The sequence below is a fragment of the Chitinophaga sp. HK235 genome (assembly GCF_018255755.1).
In the GTDB taxonomy this organism is placed as follows: Bacteria; Bacteroidota; Bacteroidia; order Chitinophagales; family Chitinophagaceae; genus Chitinophaga.
On record NZ_CP073766.1, the window covers coordinates 4,742,463 to 4,760,514 of the forward strand.

Annotated in this window: 19 protein-coding genes and 1 tRNA gene; 9 read left to right on the plus strand and 11 right to left on the minus strand. The window is 45.2% G+C overall.

Annotated features, from left to right (window positions below):
• Positions 1 to 4 precede the first annotated feature (4 nt).
• The 4 genes from cobT to KD145_RS17475 all read left to right on the plus strand — a co-directional run bounded on the left by cobT (position 5) and on the right by KD145_RS17475 (position 2,706).
• Complete coding sequence (gene cobT / locus KD145_RS17460) at positions 5 to 1,048, plus strand: nicotinate-nucleotide--dimethylbenzimidazole phosphoribosyltransferase (protein WP_212000300.1); 1,044 nt, start codon at positions 5 to 7, stop codon at positions 1,046 to 1,048.
• Positions 1,045 to 1,824 carry an adenosylcobinamide-GDP ribazoletransferase gene (locus KD145_RS17465; RefSeq protein ID WP_212000301.1) on the plus strand — a complete coding sequence of 260 codons (780 nt, stop codon included), beginning with the start codon at positions 1,045 to 1,047 and terminating at the stop codon, positions 1,822 to 1,824. Before cobT ends, KD145_RS17465 begins: the two co-directional genes overlap by 4 nt.
• Positions 1,806 to 2,363 (plus strand): alpha-ribazole phosphatase, encoded by a 558-nt coding sequence (gene cobC / locus KD145_RS17470; protein ID WP_212000302.1) that lies wholly within the window; start codon positions 1,806 to 1,808, stop codon positions 2,361 to 2,363. Before KD145_RS17465 ends, cobC begins: the two co-directional genes overlap by 19 nt.
• A 133-nt stretch (positions 2,364 to 2,496) precedes the next feature.
• Entirely contained in the window at positions 2,497 to 2,706 is a 210-nt protein-coding gene (locus KD145_RS17475; protein ID WP_113616414.1) for a twin-arginine translocase TatA/TatE family subunit, read from the plus strand.
• A 65-nt stretch (positions 2,707 to 2,771) separates the two neighbouring features.
• Here the strand turns inward: KD145_RS17475 and KD145_RS17480 are convergent, their stop codons facing one another.
• The 4 genes from KD145_RS17480 to KD145_RS17495 form a co-directional block, all read right to left on the minus strand.
• Positions 2,772 to 4,073 (minus strand): DUF5690 family protein, encoded by a 1,302-nt coding sequence (locus tag KD145_RS17480; RefSeq protein ID WP_212000303.1) that lies wholly within the window; start codon positions 4,071 to 4,073, stop codon positions 2,772 to 2,774.
• A gap of 190 nt (positions 4,074 to 4,263) precedes the next feature.
• On the minus strand, positions 4,264 to 5,850 hold the full coding sequence (locus tag KD145_RS17485) for a SusD/RagB family nutrient-binding outer membrane lipoprotein (RefSeq protein ID WP_212000305.1): 1,587 nt from the start codon (positions 5,848 to 5,850) through the stop codon (positions 4,264 to 4,266).
• A gap of 20 nt (positions 5,851 to 5,870) precedes the next feature.
• Entirely contained in the window at positions 5,871 to 9,080 is a 3,210-nt protein-coding gene (locus KD145_RS17490; RefSeq protein ID WP_212000311.1) for a SusC/RagA family TonB-linked outer membrane protein, read from the minus strand.
• 122 nt (positions 9,081 to 9,202) lie between these two features.
• Positions 9,203 to 9,787 carry a helix-turn-helix domain-containing protein gene (locus KD145_RS17495; protein WP_212000312.1) on the minus strand — a complete coding sequence of 195 codons (585 nt, stop codon included), beginning with the start codon at positions 9,785 to 9,787 and terminating at the stop codon, positions 9,203 to 9,205.
• A gap of 38 nt (positions 9,788 to 9,825) precedes the next feature.
• Here KD145_RS17495 and KD145_RS17500 point away from each other — a divergent pair, with 38 nt between their 5' ends.
• The 3 genes from KD145_RS17500 to KD145_RS17510 all read left to right on the plus strand — a co-directional run bounded on the left by KD145_RS17500 (position 9,826) and on the right by KD145_RS17510 (position 12,612).
• Entirely contained in the window at positions 9,826 to 10,392 is a 567-nt protein-coding gene (locus KD145_RS17500; RefSeq protein ID WP_113616409.1) for a MarC family protein, read from the plus strand.
• 48 nt (positions 10,393 to 10,440) lie between these two features.
• Positions 10,441 to 10,515: transfer RNA gene (locus tag KD145_RS17505), tRNA-Arg, on the plus strand.
• Between the two features lie 756 nt (positions 10,516 to 11,271).
• Positions 11,272 to 12,612, plus strand: a complete 1,341-nt coding sequence (locus KD145_RS17510; RefSeq protein WP_212000313.1) for a reverse transcriptase domain-containing protein — start codon at positions 11,272 to 11,274, stop codon at positions 12,610 to 12,612.
• A gap of 178 nt (positions 12,613 to 12,790) precedes the next feature.
• Here the strand turns inward: KD145_RS17510 and KD145_RS17515 are convergent, their stop codons facing one another.
• Positions 12,791 to 13,045, minus strand: coding sequence for a helix-turn-helix domain-containing protein (locus KD145_RS17515; RefSeq protein ID WP_212000315.1), 255 nt, complete (start codon positions 13,043 to 13,045; stop codon positions 12,791 to 12,793).
• 320 nt (positions 13,046 to 13,365) lie between these two features.
• On the opposite strand from KD145_RS17515, the gene KD145_RS17520 reads away from it, so the two are divergent.
• Together KD145_RS17520 and KD145_RS17525 are read left to right on the plus strand one after the other, a co-directional pair.
• Complete coding sequence (locus KD145_RS17520; RefSeq protein WP_212000316.1) at positions 13,366 to 13,575, plus strand: hypothetical protein; 210 nt, start codon at positions 13,366 to 13,368, stop codon at positions 13,573 to 13,575.
• Positions 13,572 to 13,982 carry a hypothetical protein gene (locus KD145_RS17525; RefSeq protein WP_212000319.1) on the plus strand — a complete coding sequence of 137 codons (411 nt, stop codon included), beginning with the start codon at positions 13,572 to 13,574 and terminating at the stop codon, positions 13,980 to 13,982. The genes KD145_RS17520 and KD145_RS17525 overlap by 4 nt, the downstream gene beginning before the upstream one ends.
• 1 nt (position 13,983) lies before the next feature.
• Here the strand turns inward: KD145_RS17525 and KD145_RS17530 are convergent, their stop codons facing one another.
• The 6 genes from KD145_RS17530 to KD145_RS17555 all read right to left on the minus strand — a co-directional run bounded on the left by KD145_RS17530 (position 13,984) and on the right by KD145_RS17555 (position 18,050).
• Positions 13,984 to 14,289, minus strand: a complete 306-nt coding sequence (locus KD145_RS17530) for a helix-turn-helix domain-containing protein (protein WP_212000321.1) — start codon at positions 14,287 to 14,289, stop codon at positions 13,984 to 13,986.
• 137 nt (positions 14,290 to 14,426) lie between these two features.
• The gene (locus KD145_RS17535) at positions 14,427 to 14,912 is read right to left on the minus strand and encodes an antA/AntB antirepressor family protein (RefSeq protein ID WP_212000323.1); all 486 of its coding nucleotides are present in this window, start codon (positions 14,910 to 14,912) and stop codon (positions 14,427 to 14,429) included.
• Between the two features lie 31 nt (positions 14,913 to 14,943).
• Entirely contained in the window at positions 14,944 to 15,999 is a 1,056-nt protein-coding gene (locus tag KD145_RS17540; RefSeq protein WP_212000324.1) for a hypothetical protein, read from the minus strand.
• 402 nt (positions 16,000 to 16,401) lie between these two features.
• Complete coding sequence (locus KD145_RS17545) at positions 16,402 to 16,743, minus strand: hypothetical protein (RefSeq protein WP_212000327.1); 342 nt, start codon at positions 16,741 to 16,743, stop codon at positions 16,402 to 16,404.
• On the minus strand, positions 16,736 to 17,029 hold the full coding sequence (locus KD145_RS17550; protein ID WP_212000331.1) for a helix-turn-helix domain-containing protein: 294 nt from the start codon (positions 17,027 to 17,029) through the stop codon (positions 16,736 to 16,738). The genes KD145_RS17545 and KD145_RS17550 overlap by 8 nt, the downstream gene beginning before the upstream one ends.
• 70 nt (positions 17,030 to 17,099) lie before the next feature.
• Positions 17,100 to 18,050, minus strand: coding sequence for a hypothetical protein (locus tag KD145_RS17555; protein WP_212000332.1), 951 nt, complete (start codon positions 18,048 to 18,050; stop codon positions 17,100 to 17,102).
• Positions 18,051 to 18,052: the final 2 nt, after the last annotated feature.

Below are 18,052 nucleotides of genomic sequence, written 5' to 3' on the forward strand. Positions count from 1 at the left end.
TACGATGCAGCACATAACCATCTCACCACTGTCGAATGAGCTGAAAACAGCATTACAGGATAAGATAGACCAGAAAACAAAGCCACCCGGTTCACTGGGGAGGCTTGAGCAGCTGGCGTTACAGGTTGGCCTGATACAAAACAGCCTTACGCCTGCATTGAAAAATCCATCCATTATTGTATTTGCGGGTGACCATGGCATTGCTGCCGATGGACTGGTAAATCCTTTCCCGCAGGCCGTTACCGCCCAGATGGTGTACAACTTTCTGCAGGGCGGTGCAGCCATCAACGTATTTTGCAGGCAACACCAATTGAAGCTGACAGTAGTAGATGCCGGTGTAAACCATGAGTTCCCGCCGCATCCGCTGTTAAAAGACCGTAAAATAGCCCGTGGTACACAAAACTACCTCCACGGGCCGGCCATGTCACCGGATCAGTGCCGGCTGGCCATGCAGGCTGGCGCCGATGAAGTAAAGCTGGCATATGAAGCTGGCTGCAATACCATCGGCTTTGGGGAAATGGGCATAGGCAACACTTCTTCTGCCGCCCTGCTGATGAGTTATTTTACCGGCATCCCGATAGCTGACTGCATAGGGATAGGCACGGGCTCCAATGCCCAGCAGCTTACACAGAAAATAGCAGTACTGCAGCAGGTAATGGCACATCATGTAAAACCCAAAACCGCAGAACAGGCGCTGGCCACCTTCGGCGGTTTTGAAATAGCGATGATTACCGGTGCCATCCTTCAGGCTGCCGCCCTGAAAATGATCGTGGTGATAGACGGGTTTATCGTCACCGCCGCCCTGCTGGCAGCCACAGCCATGCAGCCTGCCGTGAAAGACTATTGCGTATTTGCGCATTGCTCAGAAGAAAAAGGCCACAAAGCTATGCTGCAGTTCCTTGGCGTAAAGCCTGTTATGCAGCTGGACATGCGCCTCGGAGAAGGTACCGGCGCTGCCATGGCTATTCCCGTAATCCAAAGCGCCGTGCTGTTCCTCAATGAAATGGCCAGCTTCAACAGCGCGCAAGTATCAAACCGCACAATATGAGAAAACAGTGGCAGCTTTTGCTCACCGCTATCATGTTTTATACACGTATACCCGTTACCGTTAATACGGACTATCATCCCGATATGCTCAGCAAAGCCACCCGTTATCTGCCGTTGATAGGCTGGATAACAGGTGCCATTATGCTTGCCGTGCTGTATGTTTTCGGTGACATTGCTCCCAGGCTGGTAGCCATTCTGTTGTCTATTATCCTCAGCATCTGGGTAACCGGCGCCTTCCATGAAGATGGTTTTGCCGACATGTGCGATGGCTTTGGCGGCGGATGGACCAAAGAGCGTATCCTGGAAATCATGAAAGACAGCCGTATCGGCACCTATGGCATGCTGGGCCTGCTGTTGCTCATGACTATGAAATACATCTGCCTGATACCGCTGACACTCAACAAGGTAATGCTGGCTGTCATCATAGCCCAGCCCCTGAGCCGGTTTGTAGCGGTAAGCATCATCTATACCCATGAGTACGTACGGGAAAATGAAGACAGCAAAGCCAAACCGATATCCAAAGGCATCTGCCTGCCTGATCTGCTGCTGGCAGCCTGCTTCGGCATATTTCCACTGCTGGGGGTGATCGCTTTTACAGGCAACTATGCCCTCCTGCTGATACTGCCGGCACTGGTGCTCGTACGCTGGTATATGGCACGCCTCATGAGCAAATGGATCGGCGGTTATACCGGCGACTGCCTGGGTGCTGTACAACAAGTTTCTGAAACAGTCATATATTTGTGCTTTTGTATTCTCGCATGGAAATATACCTCATAAGACATACAACACCTGCCATCGAAAGCGGTATCTGTTACGGCTTTTCAGACATCGATGTGGCAGACACCTTTGAAACGGAAGTGGCTGCTATCAAAGCTAAACTGCCTGCCGGCGATTTCGACGTGTATACCAGCCCGTTACAGCGCTGCAGCAAACTGGCCACAGCCCTCTTTAACAAGGAAATTACTGCAGACGACCGCCTGAAAGAAATGAATTTCGGTGCCTGGGAAATGCTTGCCTGGGACGCCATCGGCCGGGAAGAACTGCAAACATGGGCCGATGATTTTGTACAGGCCCGCGTTCCGCAGGGTGAAAGCTATGAAGAGCTGTACAGCCGCAGCATGGAGCTAATTCAGGAACTGGTGGAAAAAGACAGAAATGCTGTGATCTTCACTCATGGCGGCGTGATCCGTTCTATACTGGCCCACGCTACCAATACGCCGCTGGTCGACTCCTTCGATCTCAAGGTGCAATATGGCAGGATTTCACAACTGAAAGTAGAAGATGGAGATATAAAGGTTGTTTTTTATAATTCATAAAGAGTTGTCTTTATGATAATTATGTTAAAATTTTCAAATATCTCCCTAAAAAAGTAAAAAACTCTGATTTCGTGCTAACTTTATGTTCGGAATCGCCGTATATTAAAAGCACACAATAAAAAAACAGTTTATAATGGCAACATCACTTTTGAATATTCCGTTTTTGTTTCTGCAGGAAATAGGTATTAAGGAATTACTGCTGATCGCACTGGTAGTTCTCCTGTTGTTTGGTGGTAAAAAAATACCTGAGTTGATGCGCGGTTTGGGCAGCGGCATACGCGAGTTCAAAGATGCCAAAGATGAACCTAAGAAAGAGTCCAAAGGTACTTCCGAAGCAAAATAATCACGCGGATAAAAATTATTGAAGAGCGAAGCTGAAAACAATTTTTCAGCCTCGCTCTTTTTTGTTTAGTTCACCATTCGCAAATGCAGGCTTTCGCCACTATACTTTTTTTTGAAATACCAGGAAGATAACAACATCATGAGGATGCCGGTAACACACGCGCCCAACAGGGCATTTATAAAAAACTGGCTCCAGGACATCGATAAACTACCGGCATTCTTAAACAACATCACCCCTACACTACCCAGATACCCGAAAGAATCCGCTACATACATAATAAAACCTACGTTGCTGGCATATTTGAACACCGCAATCAGCCGCTCAAAAAAGATACAGTTGAAAGGAATATAACCCATATACAGCCCCAGTCCCGTCAATGTCATCCACCACACAGGGTCCAGCTGATGCTGGCGGAACAACAGTGTACTCACCAGCGCTATCAGGAATCCGGTAATCACAAACAGATGATTCAGCATAAATGCCTGGTAGTTGTTCTTCACAAACACCAGCAGTCCCATCACAACAATAATGGCAATAGACACAGGTATTTCCGTTTGTGTGAAGATGCCTGCTGTCGTACCATAACCCAGGTCCTTCCAGATATCTGCAGCAAAATTGTCGCGTATATCCCGTAAAACGGTCAGCAACACATAACTGCCGATCAACAGTACCAAACCTGGCAGAAAGGTCTGTAAAAACCGTTTACGTTCCTGTTTATTCATAGGCACCCGTTTAGTACGCATCAGCACGTCCTGCTCTCCCGGCGGAGGTATCTGCTCCAGCAAAAGAATAAACACCAGGATAGGCAGTAAAAACACCAGGCCGGTTACAAAAGGCATCCAGTACTCTGATACCTGCCAGTCCATCATGGTCATCTTACCTACCGACTTTACAAAACCGGAAGAAAAAATAAAGCTGATAGAAAGCACCGCTCCCATAAACTCTGTGCCTCGTCTGCCTTCCAGGTAACTAAACACCAGCCCCCAGATCATCCCCAGCGGAAACCCATTGATAAAAAGAAAAGGAATATTCCAGGGAGCCGGTACCATAGCAAACCCCAGCAGAGCCACCCACGATATCAGTATCAAAACAATAATATATTGTGCCCGGTAGTTGCCCTTCATTTCAGCAATAAAGCGGATACCATAAAATTTACTGCAGGCATAACCGATCGTCTGACTGATTACCAGCCAGATCTTATAGTCGATACCCATAAAAGAGAGCCCTTCAAATATCCCCGCCGTAAATGGTTTACGGAAAGCATACATGCAGGAATAGGTTCCAAATGCCACCAGGGCGGCATATAAAGATAAAACTACGTTCGGCGCCCGTTCCAGCCGCTTCTGTATCCAGGGAATAGTCAGCATTGCCACAAAATATTTGGGCCAAAGGTGCTGATGCAATGTAAACTAATTGTTAAGCAATACTGAACTAATTGTTAAGTATTACTAAATAATCCATTGCACTTCATTTCCGGGGGAGATCAATAAAAAAGGGCCAGCCAATGGCCAGCCCTTTTAGTCCCAAGGCTAAAGCCCTGGCTAATATGTACATTTTTTATTGCAGCAGCCACATCTGCGCATTGATATCATCGGTACTGCCACCAAACTGGCTTTGCAGGGAAGCAGACCAGTTGACGGTATTGGTGGCTTTCTCCGTATCAGGATACTTGAAACGTTTTGGAATAACGCCGCTGTTACCGGTGCCGGCTCCTGTCAGGAAAGTAGGTACTCCTGTACGGCGCGTGTTGAAATAAGCCTCCCAGCCAGAGTTTTCGAAGAAGGCCAGGTATTTCTGGGTGATGATCTGTTTCAGGCCATCGGCATTGTTGCCCAGGTATTTCACGGTAGCCTGCTGGTAGTAGGTGTTTTCGAAATCGAAAGGAATATCATAACGTACACCCTTATACGTTTTGGTTACTGTACCGGCTACAGCAGTAGGAATACCGTAAAAGCCCAGTGACGCTTTGATACCTTTTTTATACCATGCTTCCGCATCTCCGTTAACCCATCCGCGGTTGATAGCTTCTGCCATGTTAAAACACAGCTCAGGGAAACCGATGATAACACCAGGTTCTGCTGCATAGCTGCTGTAGTAGCGGCTTCTGCTGCGCAGGGAATATGCTGCAGTATCCACATTCGACATTTTGGAAGACATATCTTCCTGGCTCTCACCGGAAGAAGCACCTACATAGGCAGTGATATCAGAAGGTAATTTATGCAGTTCATTAATCTGTTTGGTAGCTGGTTCTGCGGTCACATAAGCTCTGGGATCGTTAAGCCCCACGAGGGTATTAAGATACGTGGCCGACATATTATACCGGGTAGCGTCAAAGCCCAGGTTATCAGGGTTTGATGGGTATTTATTGATATTGTTGTAGATAAACTGCATGTTATGATCCATTGATTCCATTAATGGATATTTGGCAGGATTACTAACAATATCATTAAATTGTTTAGCCACGTTAATATCTGTATCTGTGGCCTTTTTGCTCAGAGCAATGAGTACACGCAGGCGGAAAGTATTGACAGCACGCTGCCATTTGCCCATATCATTACCGAAATAAAAATCACCTTTCAGTACCTGACCTTCTGCGCTGGCACTCATATCCGGGTTGGCAATCTGTGTGGCGAGCTGTGTGTTCGCTTCTTCCAGCCATTGCAGGATCTGTATAAACACGGTTTTCTGTGCATCATACACGGGTGTAATATTATCTTTTCCCTGCAGTGCTTTAGTCAGCGGGAGTCCTCCCACCAGGCTACTCATCCGGTAGTAGAAAAAGGCGCGGGCAAACTTACCAATAGCGGTATAGGGATTGACATCCTTACCACCCAGACGCTTAGCTTCTGCTTCCATCTGCTGTACGTTGGTCATGGAGAAGTAGCTGCCGAAATCAGCACCGTTCCAGTCGTAGCGCTGATCACCATAGTAGTTGTAGTTACAGCAGTCAAACTGGTTCCAGCGCATTACACTGCTCCAGGGCTTGTCGGCGTTCATATCTCCCAGGATGCCGCCCAGCACCAGACTTGGCGGGACCTTTGCAGGCTTGTTGGAATTGATGGAGTATTCTTCAAATTTTTTGTTGCAACTGCTGAGGGCGATACCTGCGAGTGCAGTGAAGGCAACTATTTTCAATGATTTCATACGATACATGTTTAAGCGGATCAGAAGGTGAGATTTACGTTAAAGCCAAACCTGCGGGTGGTAGGTGTTTGCAGGGTGGAAGAACCCTGGTCTGCACCGGGGTACTGGTCCAGATCCACATCTTTGTTTTTAGCAAAGTACAGGAGGTTTCTTCCTACGAAAGAGACATTGGCAGAACGGATAAAAGTGCCTTTCAGCAGGCTTTGCGGCAAAGTGTAGCCCAAGGTCACCTCACGCAGCTTGGCAAAAGTTTTACTGATCAGGTTGGCTTCGTTTGCTTTGTAGTATACACTGATATAGTCCTGCAGGAAGGTTTTGGTAGTATTGGGGGCAAACTGGAGTTTGTCTGCATTGGTAATATTACCGTTGTTATCATACTTGATAGGTACGCCATTGCTTATTACCACACCTTCTCCCTGCCAGGATTTCACACCTTTGTAATCCTGATAGCGGGCATCTCCCATGGCTCCTTCTGTGGTCAGGATATTACGGCCACCGCGGAAGGTTTGTTGCTGTATATAGTCGATCATCTGTCCGCCTACACGACCATCAAACTGGAAGCTGAAAGTAAAGCCTTTGTAATTAAAGCTGTTGTTGATACCCCATGTCCAGTCGGCGCTGGCATTTCCCAGAAACTGCTGGGTAGGATTCACGATCGGGCGGCCATCAGGGCCGTTGATGATCTGCCCATCCGGTGTTCTGGCGAATTTGGTACCAAAGAATTTATCAACTCTGTCTCCTACCCCTACATAAGCATTCAGCATTTTCTGATCACCGTAGATGCTTACATATTTTTCCTGGAAGGTTGACCAGTTGGCCATTACGTTCCAGGTCAGGCCTTCCGGGTTTTTAATGGGGGTAGCATTAATGGATATCTCATATCCTGTTTTACGGGTATTCACCCCGTTGAGCAGGTACGATTCCTCACCGGTGCTGGGAGGCAGTGAGAGGGTATAAATACGAGGCCCATTGAGGTTAGTAAAGTAAGTCGCATCTACGCCTATACGATTTTTCAGGAAGCGGATGTCCATACCTACTTCGGTCACTTTGCTGGTAAAGGGCTGCAGGTCAGGATTGGCGATCACACGTGTGTAATAAGCAGCAGCCTGGTTACCATATACCTGCGACACACTATATACCGGAGAGTTATAAAGGGGACCGTCGTACGAAGATTTGTATTCTGTGCCATAACCCAGCGGGTAGTTAGCCTCCGGAGTAGCACCAATAGTTGGTGTAGTGAAACCACCTTTTACATTGGCATAGGAGCCTCTGAACTTCAGGAAGGAGATCACTTCCGGCAGGTTCACATAATCAGACACTACAGTACTTAATGATACAGAAGGGTACGAATAGGTGTTGTGAGAAACAGGCAGGTTGGAAGCCTTGTCGATCCTGTCTGTCAGTGACAGTGTTGCGTATTTGCCCAGGTCGATGTCTACATAACCGTAGGTACTGAGTACCAGCATAGGAGCGTAGTAACTGGTAGCATACAATGGATCACGGGAGTTGCCGAAGCCATACCATCCCGGTGCATTCAGGTAGTTGGTAGAAGTGAAGCTGGAGTTATATTTAAAAGAGCGGGCGTTGCCACCAACAGATGCACGGATACCGATCTTATGCGGGAATACGTTGGCATAGGACAGCATCAGGTCTGTATTGTTTTCATACAGGGAGCGTTTATCCTCGCGGTAGTCACCTTTACCTTCTTCACGACCATAAGGGTGGGCGGAATAAGGCATTTTCTCGGTACGCATCAGGTCATAGCTGGTCACCTGTGTGCGGGCCATCAGCTCCAGTTTATCATTGAATTTGTAGGTGAGTTTGGCGTAGCCGTTGAGATCTGTTTTATGGTGACCGCGCAGCCATTCATAACTCATGAACCAGGGGTTGTGGTAACGTTGGTATTCTGCGTAGATGGACTGAATACCTTCTTTACCAGGCTGCCAGTAATTGCGCATATCATCCATGCTCCAGTCTGCGCCTGCCCAGATGAGGGTATTGTAGATGATACTGTTAGGTCCGTAGGTCACGTCGGGGAAGTTATCACTGGCCTGACGGTTATAGTTGAGATATCCTTCCAGACGCAGTTTCGGAGAGAAGCTGTAACCGGCGGAAATGTTGAAGTTGACGATATCCAGTGAGGTGTTGGGCACAATACCTTTCTGGTATGCATTGGAGAGGGAGAAGCGCAGGTCTGCCTTGTCTGTATGAGCAGAGACAGCCAGGTTATTGGTGCTCAGCATACCCGTGCGCAGGAAACGTTGCAGGTTGTTTTTACCTCGTGCGGTCCAGGGTGTGCCGGTACGTTTGCCGGTAGCAGGATCGATGGGGCTATCGTACTGAGGAATGAGCTGGCCTTCAAATTTAGGACCCCAAACGTCGTAGTCAGCATCGTTTACACCGGCGCCTTTACCATCTACGAAAGCGTATTTACCGTGGTCGCCGGGGCCGTAGAGATCCTGTACTTTCGGTATGGCGTTGAAGCCTTTTTCGAACATGGTGCTGGAGTTGAACTCGATAGCGTAACCTCTTTTATCGCGGGCACCTTTTTTAGTGGTGATCATGATAGCGCCGTTTAGGCCACGGGAGCCATAAAGGGCGGAGGCGGAGGCGCCTTTCAGGACGGTATAACTTTCGATATCATCCGGAGAGATGTTCCAGGTGTCGGAGTTAATGGGTACACCATCTACCACGTAGAGATTGATATTAGTACCGCGGAGCTGTACCAGCGGAGCGGCCAGCAGTTCGGCAGAAGCACCTACGGTGAGACCAGCTACCTTACCTACCAGACCGTTGATGGGATTGGGTTCCCGGGCTTTCACGAGGTCGGCGCCTTTTACTTCCTGTACGGCGTAACCTACACGTTTTACTTCTTTTCGTATACCCAGCGCCGTTACCACCACTTCATCCAGTGCTTTTTTGTCCTGCTGAAGGGTAATAGTGAGGCTGCTGCGGTTATTTACGGGATATTTAACAGGGAGGAAGCCGATAAAGGTTACTTCCAGCACGTCGGTGCCGGTGGCGGCGATGCTGAAGTTTCCATTTGGATCGGTGACAGCACCTTTGTTGGCACCTGAAACTTTGATGGTGGCGCCAATGACTGGCTGATTATCACCTGCGGAAATCACTTTTCCATTGATGACCTGTTGTGCTGTGGCAGTTGTTACAAAAAACAAAAGCAATAGCAGGGCACATAGCTGAGCTAGTACCTGGCGTAGGTTTGATTGCATAGCAATTTAGATTAGGATGTAATTTTGATTACCGTGCAAAGGTTAGGTTCGAATATGATGGAAATGTTAAGTTATACTAAATTTAACGTTAAGTATTTGTATATAAAGGTCAGGAAGGTTTACTATTTATCACTTTCGAGGAAGAAATACACGACGAGGATTTGAGCGGTATCCTCGCCGATATTGGCGGGTTTGTGTCCAAGGCGGCCATCGAAAAAGAGGGAATCTCCTTCTTCCAGGATGTATTTTTCGTTATCGATGAGGTATTCGACGGTGCCTTTGATAATATATTTATACTCGTAGGCGTCGGTTTTAACGACCTGGGAGCGGCGGGCGCCTTTTTTCAGTTCGAGGATAACGATATCCACGGGGAAGTTCTTCACATTTTTGGTGAGGACTCTTTTGTACTGAAATCCTTTGGCAGGTTCTTTTTCGAATTCCTGGTAGGATGATTTCTGTTTGATGATGACCTTAGCCTGCTGGGAATGCTGGTCTATTTCATTGAAAAACTCGTTCATGTCCAGGTTGAGTGCCCGGATAATGTTGATAAGCACCAGCAGGGATGGCACGGTACGGTTGTTCTCTATCTGGGAGATGAGTCCTTTGCTGACATCTGCTTTGTCTGCCAGTTCCTGGATGGTAATGCCTTTGGCTTTCCGTTTTTCCTTGATCTTGTTACTGATCTGAATAATGATATCCTCCGTCATATAGGTCGCGCTTAGAGACAAAGATATATATTTGCTGCATGTTCAGTATCGACCAAATCCTAGCCATCGCTTTTACTCTTTTTGCGGTTATTGATATTGTGGGGTCTATCCCCGTGCTGGTGTCTCTGAAGGAAAAGCTGGGGCATATAGATGCCGGCAAGGCCACACTGGCATCCGGATTCCTGATGGTATTATTTCTGCTGGTAGGAGAGAAATTCCTGCGGCTATTCAGCGTAGACGTGCATTCATTTGCGGTAGCCGGTTCCATCGTCATTTTTGTGATCGGCCTGGAGATGATCCTGGGACTTGAACTTTTCAAGAGCGGCCAGGACGTTAAATCGGGTAGTATCGTACCGATTGCTTTCCCTATGATAGCCGGTTCCGGGACCCTCACCACCATTATGTCGCTCAAAGCCAACTTCGGGGAGTACAATATCCTGGCTGGTATCCTGCTCAATCTGATCATTGTGTTCATTGTGCTGCGCAGCCTCAACTACATAGAACGCTTACTGGGCAAGGCCGGACTAATGGTATTGCGTAAGTTCTTCGGGGTTATCCTGCTGGCGATTGCCGTCAAGATTTTTAAAAGTAATATCAATCTTTAATGTAATTTGGGATTTTAGAAGGGAAAATGTAACTTCGCGTTCCCTTATGGCCTCGTAGTACAATGGATAGTATAAGAGTTTCCGAAGCTCCAGATTCAAGTTCGATTCTTGACGAGGCTACCACCAGATGACCGTAAACGCAATACAGTAAAGCGTTTGCGGTTTTTTATTTTTACCCCGTTGTCATTTTTGTTGTCAAAACTTACTGTCATGTCTATATGAATCTGACAAGATGGACTTCACACAGAAACTTTATGTCGGTTCACTGTGTCCAAATGACAGTCATTTTACTTTGGTTCACTTATTGCTACCACCACTGCCAGAGTAACTTGTCAAGAGAAGTCGCAAGGCTGCTGTTGGCACGATTGCCCAAAGAATCAATAGACTGCTGTTGGTTATCAGAACACTGATATATGGCATCAAGTTTATCTGTTCCTTGTGCAACCTATTACAACCCACTTTGCATGACAGCATACCCATGGATGAAGTGGTGATAGGGGCCTTAAAAGAAGGCCAGCGCGGGCACTCGGTCGATGTGGATAAAAAATTTGGTACTTTCAAAAAAATCATCATATTTGCTTATGCAGGATTCTATGAAGTCTGAAATTGGTATCCGACAGACTCAAAAAACGCGATCGGTAGTACCCAGCCCAATTCAAGTCTTCCTTTAGATGTGAAGACGGTATTTGTCAAGAGAAGTCGCAAGGCTGCTGTTGGCACGATTGCCCAAAGAATCAATAGACTGCTGTTGGTTATCAGAACACTGATATATGGCATCAAGTTTATCTGTTCCTCTTATGTAATGCTGTCATGCTGGTAACATTGTTAACAATCCTGGGACATTACAATAATATTCCCCAAACGTTTTCTTAAAATTTTATGATCGAATTAGATAATAATTGTGAGCTGCTCGACATACTCGCAACAGAAGACTTTTTGCTAAAAGAAGCATGGGCAAAAGTTAACAAGGAGAACAAACAGTCATTCGGCATTTCCGGTGAAAACATCGAAAAATTTGCCATGAACCTTGAAACTAAGATACCCTCCTTATCTAAAAAGTTAAAAGGAAAAATATTTCATTTCTCACCTACTCGACCATATATTATTCCCAAAAACAATGGTAAACCCAGACCCTTACAAATTCCTGAGGTAAAAGACCGTGTGGTACTAAAAGGAATAGCTCTGTTACTGGAAGAATGTTTATCAGAACAGCTTGCGCCTAGCCGTGGATATAGTTTTGCATATCAGAAAAAATGGGGCGTTAAGGATGCGGTGCTACAAATGGAAAAATATTACAATGAAGGCTATACGACTGTATTAGAGGCGGACATTATAGATTTCTTCCCCAGCGTAGATAAGCAATTACTGTTGAATTCACTATTCAACTTACTCCCAGATCAGAGCCTAAATGATCTTATCACTAGTGCGCTCTGTCAGCCGATCGGCGAGCTAAACGAATTAATTCTACCCGAACATCACCATTTATTTCATAATAGAGGTATTCCACAAGGAAATTCAATTTCACCGATTCTTTCTAACCTCTATTTGGCCCCATTTGATAAAGCCATGATCGATGGGGGGTTTAAACTCATAAGATATGCGGATGATTTTATTGTGATGTGCAAAGATGCCGATGAGGCTAAAGCAGCATACCAATTAGCAATTGATATACTGGAAAACTCATTAAATTTAAAACTGCATCCACTTAGCGATAAGCATGATTCAAAAACCAAAATTCATGCACTCCCTGAAAAATCTTTTTCCTTCTTATCGGTAGCATTTGATGGAAAAAAATTATATCCGAGCCTTAAAGCAGTGACGCAATTACAAAAAGCGCTAACTATCTTATGTCATACCCCTAAAGAAACCCCCAACGTACTAAAATTGCTCTCAAGAGTTAAGAATACGGTAGACGGCTGGCTTTCATCATATAGCTATACAGACGTTGAACGCTATGAGAAAAAAATTGACAATATGATCAATGAACTCCTTCTCGATGGCATCACCAGACTTGGATGGAAACCCAAGAAAAGCAGTCTTGAAAACTTGCCTGTTAGAGATAGAAGTACAAGAAAATCTGGCGAAATGTTATCCAAAAAGCAGCGTGAGAACTCAGGCGTACCAATGAGCATGGACACACTTGTTACCAGAAGAACGAAGCAGGAAGAAAAAAAGAAGCAGGAAGAAAAGAAAAAGCAGAAGAAAACAGAAGCAGCATAGATTTATAGAGCGATTAACTCTCATGCAAACGACCAGTCCGTTGCAACAAGTAATGACAGAAGTCCAATAACTTTGATGGGCTACCAGCAAAAAGCCGTAAATGCAGTACAGATAAGCATTTTTCGGCTTTTTATTTTAAGCACGTTTTTATATTGTCGGAACTTTTAAAAACGGGCTTTTAACTTTCCTTATCTTCTAAGCCTTTCAAAAGTTCCTCTACCTTCATATCAAAGGCCGCGGCTAATTTCCTCAATGTGGCAATTTCCATATTCCTGCCCTTTTCATAGTTCAGGTACTGCGTGCGATTCATCCCTATTTCACCGGCGAAAGATTCAGCAGATGCATAATCCGCGTCAATCCTCAACTTTTTGATTCTCGCGCCCAAACGCTCAAAATATTTCGCATCATCAATTCTATGTTTATTAACCGCCATGCAGGAAAATTACAAAAAGATGGTTAATATAATACCGCTTTAAGTATGGCATATTAAAATATGGCTGCATTAAAGCATCTTTAATAAGAAAGCATTATATTAGCATATCTTTGCCTCCCTTAAATTATTCGAGGCATCGCTTTGAAATCCTGTTTCAGACCGCCAATCAAGAGCACAGGACGAGAAGTGAGGCCCGGCACCTTAGTGCGCGGGCTCTTCTCTGTTCGTGCTCATACCTGGCGGTCTGAAGCGGACGAGTTGAGCGCCGCGCCTTTTTTATGTATTATGACCGGCGTTCCATCATCATAACAACCCTGCATATGGAAGCTAAAACCGCCGAAAAAGCAAAAGAACTCAAATCCTATTTTGACATATATAATATCGCGCTAGGATTCTCACTAGGTCTGACTTTTGGCCTAATCTTATTACTTGCCTATTGCATGTTAATCATCAACGCACAAGACGCAACGATTCATGGTCTTCTGCTCAATTGCTCTACTCTTCCAATGCCTTCAACAACAAGACCATGAAAGCTAATATTCTATGGGTCAACATGGAGCCTACACCGCAGGTAAACAAAGCTATTTCCACCTTTAAGTACGTAGGATACAAGGTAACACCATGTGACAAAAAACAGGGGTGGAAAAAATTCACATCAAGCTATTATGATTTGATCATTATTACCATTGAAACGCTTGATGTATCTGGCTTTCGTCTCATTTCCAAAATCCGGCGGGAAGACAAAAAAAGACCTATACTATTAGCGGTGGCAAATGATCGCACTTGTGATGGTGGCAGAGGACTAAGACTAGGGGCTAACTTCTTTTTTACCACCGCAATGGCGGATATTTATTGGATTGTTTACCTCATTGAACAACACATTTATATAAGCATCTACGGGGAGCCAGAAAGCGACGCCCTCACCAGTACGCCCTAATCTATTGCTTACTTACCTGCTGAAGTTCCTTTAAGTAATTATAAACGGTTGTTCTACCTCTCCCGATGATACCGGCAATTTGCCGATAGCTATATCCCTGCCGGTATAGCTCCGCCGCCTGTAGCTTTGTTTTTTTAGGGAGTGGGTTATTAACCCGCTCCCTTTTTATATACCGTTGTACCGTGCGAGGGGAGACATTCAACAGTTTACCTATTTCCGGCGCATTTAAGCCCATTAAATGATAAGCGTAAGCCCTTGCCTCTATCGCCTTATTATCCTTTGCCTTATGGCCTGTATTCTCTTCCATTTAATACAACTAAAATTAACCTAAATTGTACCTGTGGTTGTCGCAATCACAAACAGTGATACTGACGTTTTTTTGAACCGGTTTTTAAACCTACCCCCCTCTACGTTTTCACCTACTTCAAACGCCTTACCGGGCAATTAAGCGGTAAATAATGCCATCTGATGAAAAATAGGCAGATAACGTGAGACAGGGGCTTGCGCTGTCTTATGCAGTCTGTAACGGATATTAGCCAGTTCCCTATTGATGGCACACCGTTGTAATACCAAATCACCATAACGGGCTTTTAGATGCAAGTTCTTATCCTCCGTTCCTGCTTTCATATAAAGTTGCTTTTCACATTCAATAAAGTATCCACGTACAAAACGCCCCTGTTCCGTTTTTTCCAGCATAGACAATTCTTTGGCGGTATCCAAGGTTAGAGCATAATCTGTACGCGGTCTGCCGGACGATAGGGGTTTTACTGAAATTTCAGTAAAATCAATTCCCTGCCGGAATTGGTACTCCGCTAACCGGTAAATTATCCAGTCATTAAACCGGGTTTTTACATTCAGCAACTGGTGCAACTGCCTTGCTGATACGATGTTTCGCCCTTCCCGGCGTTCAATTTTAATTAACTCATTCATATATTTTGTGATTTATTGATTATACAATTCCCTACACCCTGCATCCGGTGCGGGCTGGCGGGTTATTTCCTGTTATTGTTGGTATTAATTCAATATTGACGATCCGGTCTAACCATGCCTTTGTTAGTTCCAGGTCAGTGGGTGGCAGGTTGTCTGTACATGTTTTTCCCTCTATCTGATACGTTACTACTATGGCATATTGTGAGTTGATGGCGTGCGTAACGATGCGTTTTAGATCACGGCGGCGGTTACTGTCCTGGTTCCGGCAGACTTTAGCCGTAGGGCCATAAACACGTTCACTGCAAAACATACTACCGGGCCGCTGGCTGGCAATACTCCGCCCACAACTTTTACACTGACGTTGTGCAGTTTTCGCACAATTTTTTTGTGCATTTTTTGCGCTATATATTTCTTTACAACTATCCCTATTTTCCTGCTTATTTTCTTGCAAGGGTTTACCTGTTATCCCTGCAACTATTTCCCTTACATATTCAAGGTGTGAAAAGGTTGCAGATAAAGGCGCTTCAATCTGCCCGGCAGACTGGTGAAATGGTTGCAGTTTTTTGGCTTCCAGGTAACCCGTAAACAAACCTTTCCAATTTTCTACTATAAGCCCATGTATCAAGGGTTTTAGCTGCTGCCGGGAATGTTTTGAAAGTAGATCAGTTAACCGCTGCCGGTTCCTGGTAAGCTGAAACTTATTCATACCCTGCCAGGAAACGGAATTACCCAGGGTCAGGTATTGGTTTAACTCCCGCTTGCTTAGTGCCTTCTGCTCTATTGAGTAATCAAAGAAGACAATGTTTTGCAACGCATCTGTAAGCAGCTCAAGCAGCCTATAAACCCGGCTTATATCCATCAGGTCTGCCATTGTAGCAATATGAAAGGGCCGTAGGTGGCGCATTTTCTTTGCCTTCACTTCAAACCGCAATACATGCCCGCAACGCTGGCCACTTTGGGCCTGCTTGTCATATAACTTTACGTCATAGTCATGCAGGCAGCAGATAAGCCCCAAACGCTTATTGCGCTTATCTATTTGGGTAAATGGTTTATTTCGGTAACAAACTATCTGCTTAAATATCCGCAACGGGGAAAAAGGTAGTTTTATATTAACCCCCACTTCCAGCCCGTGTAAAGAGGATTGGGCCGGTATCAGCCCAAAATCAGCGGAAAGCCCTGTGATCGTGTCTACAAGGGCAGGAAATGAAAAATCGTTCGCGTTATGTACCCCGTCATTGTAGTACTTATGTAGTGAGCCGTTAAGTAAACACGTATATTCCCCGTTGCCGGCAGATGGCCGTATCTCAAACCGCAGCCCCTTGTAATGGGCCATCTGTACCCCGTCCATTATTTCACCGGTTTGCATGTCAACGGTAACACCCATACCCAGCAGCCCGGAACGTTGCCACGTTGCCGGCTGCAAATATGGGTGCAGGCTTTTAATACCGTCAATCATTGTGCGGGTGTTTTAAGGTGAGAAGGTTGCTGGTTAATGGCTACCTGTGTATCGGGTTAAAGCGGTTTGAACATGGCCCAATGCAAGGCACAGCATATCATCAATTGTTTGCAGGGCATAGGCGGGGGCTTGCCTTAAAAGACATAGCTGTAAAAGGTTTTCCGCCACCGTTAGGCAATGATCGGCCACCTTTGTGCATGGAAACCCGTGTACCGGCTTTCTCGCATCGCCGCCGGAATGCATACAAAGCACATCTAACAAGGTTCGTAGGCTTTTACTGTCTCCACAGCCGGTAACGCGAATAGTGTTTAATTCATCAAAAGCGGCCATGATAATCCATTGCCTACGATTTAATGCAGCAACTTCTTTACGCATGGCCTACCTCCTTTCTGGAAATATCCTTTGCCGCTGCTAACACTTCACTACGTAGAAAGCGAGTTTTATTGGCTATCTTATATGGTTTGAATATACCGGCCCTCTCCCAAGCATAGGTGGTAGGGAGGGTAATTTTATAGAGGTCTGCTACTTCCTGCCGGGTCATGAATGTTTCCGGCTCATTGGCCACCGGCTGCTTATGCGTTTGCAGGAAATAGTCTATTTCACCAACCTTGTTCTGAATTGCGTTAAGCCTATCGTTAATTACATCGAATGGATTCACCATAATCTTTCCGTTTTTTAGCAAAGATTCATGGTTATATAGGGCGTACGGGGGTATACAGGGGTACAGTTATTTAGCCAAAATACTTATCATACTTTTTACTCAACTCATCAAACTCCCTTTGAGCAAGGATTGCAGCGGTTGGTGCTTGTATTTTAAGGATGGGAATAATTCTTTCAAAGCGTCTTAAATGCTCTGATGCTGATTTCTTGTTGCTTGTATTTATGTTTACTCGCTCCGAATCCTTAAAGTACTTGCAAAATGTGAGATAAAGATGCCTACCACTAGTTGCAGCGGTAAGGTGATAGGTTGCTGCTAACTCATCTTGATTCAACTTAGTAATTGGCCGTCCGCCAACTTTTGACCAATATACATGTAGCAAAGCCGCCTCTGCTAAGGTTAATTTCCTATCCTGTTCAGCGGATGCAACTGGAGTAGCTGTGGACAACTCCACAACCTCTTCAATCTGGTTATTAGCCAAACTATCAAGATAATGAGCATAATCAAACACACAAATGTCCATCATAAACTCCGTCAGGATAGTTGGACTTGGCGGTAGTGGCTGGCCTTCAATATAGAATTCCAACCGTGCCGGCAACTTTTCAGTACTTAGCGTTCTCAATTCCCAGTTTACCAAATCATTCACTTCAAGTATGCTCCTTTGCTGTTTTTCTTGAAATAGCTCTACATCATGATTCAAAAAATGGGGCCGCGAATATCTAATAACTGACCAATCATCAAAAGAAAATATGGCGTAAATGCTTCTTAGCTCCGGTGCTGCATAGTGTTTAATTTTCTCCAATTCTATTTCCAACCTCGCTCCTTCTTCCTTAAAACTTTTGGATAATTCTAATGATTTCACATTTGCCTTATTAACTATATAGCGGGTATGTAATGAATAAGAGGCTAAAAGGTAACGTTTCATCTTATCCATTTTCACGGGTAATAGCTCTATATCTACAGTTAACCTAAAATACCAATCTATATATCTATCAATGTTGACTTTCGCTAGTTCAATCTGCATTT

Excerpts from the sequence above, each read along its gene's own strand:
- KD145_RS17525 (WP_212000319.1), top strand. The coding sequence starts at position 13,572 with ATGAAAGCTAATATTCTATGGGTCAACATGGAGCCTACACCGCAGGTA.
- KD145_RS17535 (WP_212000323.1), bottom strand. The coding sequence starts at position 14,912 with ATGAATGAGTTAATTAAAATTGAACGCCGGGAAGGGCGAAACATCGTA.
- cobT (WP_212000300.1), top strand. The coding sequence starts at position 5 with ATGCAGCACATAACCATCTCACCACTGTCGAATGAGCTGAAAACAGCA.
- KD145_RS17485 (WP_212000305.1), bottom strand. The coding sequence starts at position 5,850 with ATGAAATCATTGAAAATAGTTGCCTTCACTGCACTCGCAGGTATCGCC.
- KD145_RS17555 (WP_212000332.1), bottom strand. The coding sequence starts at position 18,050 with ATGCAGATTGAACTAGCGAAAGTCAACATTGATAGATATATAGATTGG.
- KD145_RS17475 (WP_113616414.1), top strand. The coding sequence starts at position 2,497 with ATGGCAACATCACTTTTGAATATTCCGTTTTTGTTTCTGCAGGAAATA.
- KD145_RS17465 (WP_212000301.1), top strand. The coding sequence starts at position 1,045 with ATGAGAAAACAGTGGCAGCTTTTGCTCACCGCTATCATGTTTTATACA.
- KD145_RS17545 (WP_212000327.1), bottom strand. The coding sequence starts at position 16,743 with ATGCGTAAAGAAGTTGCTGCATTAAATCGTAGGCAATGGATTATCATG.
- KD145_RS17520 (WP_212000316.1), top strand. The coding sequence starts at position 13,366 with ATGGAAGCTAAAACCGCCGAAAAAGCAAAAGAACTCAAATCCTATTTT.
- KD145_RS17550 (WP_212000331.1), bottom strand. The coding sequence starts at position 17,029 with ATGGTGAATCCATTCGATGTAATTAACGATAGGCTTAACGCAATTCAG.
- KD145_RS17510 (WP_212000313.1), top strand. The coding sequence starts at position 11,272 with ATGATCGAATTAGATAATAATTGTGAGCTGCTCGACATACTCGCAACA.
- KD145_RS17515 (WP_212000315.1), bottom strand. The coding sequence starts at position 13,045 with ATGGCGGTTAATAAACATAGAATTGATGATGCGAAATATTTTGAGCGT.
- KD145_RS17530 (WP_212000321.1), bottom strand. The coding sequence starts at position 14,289 with ATGGAAGAGAATACAGGCCATAAGGCAAAGGATAATAAGGCGATAGAG.
- KD145_RS17480 (WP_212000303.1), bottom strand. The coding sequence starts at position 4,073 with ATGCTGACTATTCCCTGGATACAGAAGCGGCTGGAACGGGCGCCGAAC.
- cobC (WP_212000302.1), top strand. The coding sequence starts at position 1,806 with ATGGAAATATACCTCATAAGACATACAACACCTGCCATCGAAAGCGGT.
- KD145_RS17495 (WP_212000312.1), bottom strand. The coding sequence starts at position 9,787 with ATGACGGAGGATATCATTATTCAGATCAGTAACAAGATCAAGGAAAAA.
- KD145_RS17490 (WP_212000311.1), bottom strand. The coding sequence starts at position 9,080 with ATGCAATCAAACCTACGCCAGGTACTAGCTCAGCTATGTGCCCTGCTA.
- KD145_RS17500 (WP_113616409.1), top strand. The coding sequence starts at position 9,826 with ATGTTCAGTATCGACCAAATCCTAGCCATCGCTTTTACTCTTTTTGCG.